Origin of the sequence: Streptomyces sp. YS-3, from assembly GCF_045257485.1 — a bacterium.
GTDB lineage: Bacteria > Actinomycetota > Actinomycetes > Streptomycetales > Streptomycetaceae > Streptomyces.
Map to the genome: position 1 here is coordinate 1 of NZ_JBJHPC010000908.1, position 1,862 is coordinate 1,862.

General features: G+C 73.7%; 2 protein-coding genes. Both read right to left on the bottom strand.

The window, feature by feature from the left end; all coding sequences use genetic code 11:
* On the bottom strand, positions 1–920 hold a 920-nt coding region (locus tag ACJA3G_RS36155), incomplete at its 3' end, for an aminotransferase class V-fold PLP-dependent enzyme (RefSeq protein ID WP_406557266.1).
* Positions 921–1,062: 142 nt separating this feature from the next.
* On the bottom strand, positions 1,063–1,788 hold the full coding sequence (locus ACJA3G_RS36160; protein WP_406557267.1) for a DsbA family oxidoreductase: 726 nt from the start codon (positions 1,786–1,788) through the stop codon (positions 1,063–1,065).
* Positions 1,789–1,862 lie beyond the last annotated feature (74 nt).

Consider the following 1,862-nt stretch of genomic DNA (forward strand, 5'->3'; position numbering starts at 1 on the left):
AGCCCCGGCACGGCGACGACCGCCGAGTCCTGGGCCACGACCCGGTGCCCGAGTCCGGCGAGTCCTGCCCGCAGCCTCCCCGCCAGCGCCATGTCGTGCGCGTACACGGCCTCGACCCCCACCGCCTCCAGCACCGCAAGCGACTCCGCGGCGGCGTGGTACGACAGGAACGACACCGGGTCGTCGTAACGTCGCGCGCCCTTGGCGAGCGCCCGCACCGGCCCGTAGTTGTCGCTCAGATCCTCCGCGGCGAGCCACCCCGAGTGCAGTGCGGCCAGCCCCTCCTGCGCCTCCTCGGTCACCGTCAGGAACGACGTGCCCCGGGGGCAGGTCAGGAACTTGAAGCCCGCTGTGACGGTGTAGTCGTAGGCGCCCGCGTCGAGCGGCAGCCACCCCGCCGACTGGCTGGCGTCGAGGAGCGTACGGGCCCCGTGCGCCGCCGCCGCGGCCCGTACGGCGGCGAGATCCGCCACCCGGCCGTCCGCGGACTGGACGGACGAGAAGGCCACCAGCGCCGTGTCCGGCCGCACCTCCTCGGCCAGCGACTCCAGCGGCACGTACCGCATCCTGAGGTCACCGCGTACCGCGAAGGGCTGCACCACGGAGCTGAACTCCCCCTCGGGAACGAGGACTTCGGCTCCCGCGGGCAGCGAGTGGGCGACCAGGGCGACGTGCACCGAGACCGACGAGCCGAGCGCGACCCGATCGGCGTCGACCCCGACGAGCCGGGCGAACGAGTCCCTGGCGGCGGCGAGCGCCTCGAAGTCGCCCGCTCCGTCGCGGGTGCCCGCCGCGTTCTGCGCCGCGAGCCGCGCGATGGCCTCCACCGCGCGCCGGGGCAGCAGGCCGCAGCTGGAGGTGTTCAGATACGTCGTCTCGGGCACGAACGCGTCGCCCGACAGGGGCTCCAGGATTTCCATGATCCCACCCTGCGGCCCCCCCGGGGCCGGGGTCAATCGGCAAAGGCCCCGGGGAACCGCCGACGGCCGCTCAGCGGTTGGGCCGGGCGGGGGGAGCCGCACCCCAGGGATGCGCGCCCCGCCCCGGGCGGCCGTACGAGCGTCAGGCGCCCGGGACCGCGCACCCGTCCGGCCCGCACGCCTCACCCTCGGCGCCGCCGGCGGCACTGCCCAGCGTGGCGAGGACCGGCGTCCGCTCCTGCCACGCCTGCTCCAGGGCCTGCGTGAACACCTCGGCGGGCTGGCCGCCGGAGATCCCGTACTTGCGGTCGACCACGAAGAACGGCACCGCGTTCGCGCCGAGCGCCGCCGCCTCGCTCTCGTCCGCGCGCACCTCGTCGGCGTAGGCGCTCTCGTCGGCGAGCACCGCCCGTACCTCGTCCGCGTCGAGACCGGCCTCGACCGCCAGCTCCAGCAGCACGCCCTGGTCGAAGACCGAGCGCTCCTCGGCGAAGTTGGCCCGGTAGGCGAGGTCGAGCAGCGCCTCCTGGCGGCCCCGGGCCTTGGCCAGGTGGAGCAGCCGGTGGATGTCGAAGGTGTTGCCGTGGTCGCGGCCCTCGGTGAGGTAGCCCAGGCCCTCGGCGTGCGCGGTGGAGGCGACGTGCTCCTCCATGCCCCGGGCCTCGTCCAGCGTGCGGCCGTACTTCTCGGCCAGCATCGGGATCACCGGGCCGACCGCCCCCTTGGGACGGTTCGGGTCGAGTTCGAAGGAGCGGTGCACGACCTCGACGCCGTCGCGGTGCGCGAACTGCGCCAGACCCTTCTCGAACCGGGCCTTGCCGATGTAGCACCACGGGCAGGCGATGTCGCTCCAGATCTCGACGCGCATGTCACTTCTCTCCAGTAGTTTGTGTCACTTTCAAGCAATACAACGTACGGGACCGCCCCCGCATTCCCCGGGCG

Coding starts and splice junctions, on each gene's coding strand:
- ACJA3G_RS36160 (WP_406557267.1), bottom strand. CDS start 1,788: ATGCGCGTCGAGATCTGGAGCGACATCGCCTGCCCGTGGTGCTACATC.